The organism is Ensifer sp. NM-2, from assembly GCF_003024455.1.
Classification (GTDB): Bacteria; Pseudomonadota; Alphaproteobacteria; order Rhizobiales; family Rhizobiaceae; genus Ensifer; species Ensifer canadensis.
This window is the reverse complement of record NZ_PVZR01000058.1, coordinates 1-1,113: the sequence shown is the minus strand read 5'-3', so window position 1 is coordinate 1,113 and position 1,113 is coordinate 1. Positions and strand designations below refer to the sequence as shown.

1 protein-coding gene is annotated in these 1,113 nt (G+C 60.4%); it reads right to left on the bottom strand.

Annotated features, from left to right (window positions below; all coding sequences use genetic code 11):
* Nucleotides 1-7 precede the first annotated feature (7 nt).
* Nucleotides 8-1,113: NADP-dependent isocitrate dehydrogenase (locus tag C6558_RS38700; protein WP_107028841.1), on the bottom strand; the 1,106-nt coding region annotated here is incomplete at its 5' end.

The window sequence follows — 1,113 nt, the reverse complement described above, 5'->3', positions numbered from 1 at the left end:
GTGCCGATCAGGCAGCCATTGCCTTCTTCAGGTTCTCGTCGATCTTGTCGAGGAAGCCGGTGGTCGAGAGCCACGGCTGGTCGGGGCCGATCAGGAGCGCCAGGTCCTTGGTCATGAAGCCGGCTTCGACGGTATCGACGCAGACCTTTTCCAGTGTTTCGGAGAAGCGGGCGAGTTCGGCATTGCCGTCGAGCTTGGCACGATGGGCAAGGCCACGGGTCCAGGCGAAGATCGAAGCGATCGAGTTGGTCGAGGTCTCTTCGCCCTTCTCGTGCTGGCGGTAGTGACGGGTCACGGTGCCGTGGGCCGCTTCTGCTTCGACCGTCTTGCCGTCCGGCGTCATCAGAACCGAGGTCATCAGGCCGAGCGAGCCGAAGCCCTGAGCCACGATGTCGGACTGGACGTCGCCGTCGTAGTTCTTGCACGCCCAGACGTAGCCGCCGGACCACTTCAGCGCCGAAGCGACCATGTCGTCGATCAGGCGGTGTTCGTACCAGATCTTCAGTTCCTTGAACTTCTCGGCGAATTCTTCCTCGAAGACCTTCTGGAAGATGTCCTTGAAGCGGCCGTCATAGACCTTGAGGATGGTGTTCTTGGTCGAGAGGTAGACCGGAACCTTACGCTGGATGCCGTAGTTGAACGAAGCGCGGGCGAATTCGGTGATCGAATCGTCGAGGTTGTACATGCCCATGGCAACACCGGCCGACGGTGCGTCGAAGACGTCGTATTCGATTTCCTTGCCGTCTTCGCCGACGAACTTCATCGTCAGCTTGCCCTTGCCGGGGAACTTGAAGTCGGTGGCGCGGTACTGGTCGCCGAAGGCGTGACGGCCGACGATGATCGGCTTGGTCCAGCCCGGAACCAGACGAGGCACGTTCTTGCAGATGATCGGCTCGCGGAAGATGACTCCGCCGAGGATGTTGCGGATGGTGCCGTTCGGCGACTTCCACATCTTCTTGAGCTTGAATTCTTCGACGCGGGCTTCGTCCGGGGTGATCGTGGCGCACTTGACGCCGACGCCGTGCTTCTTGATGGCGTTGGCTGCATCGATCGTCACCTGGTCGTCGGTGGCGTCGCGGTTTTCCATGCCGAGGTCATAATACTCAAGATCGA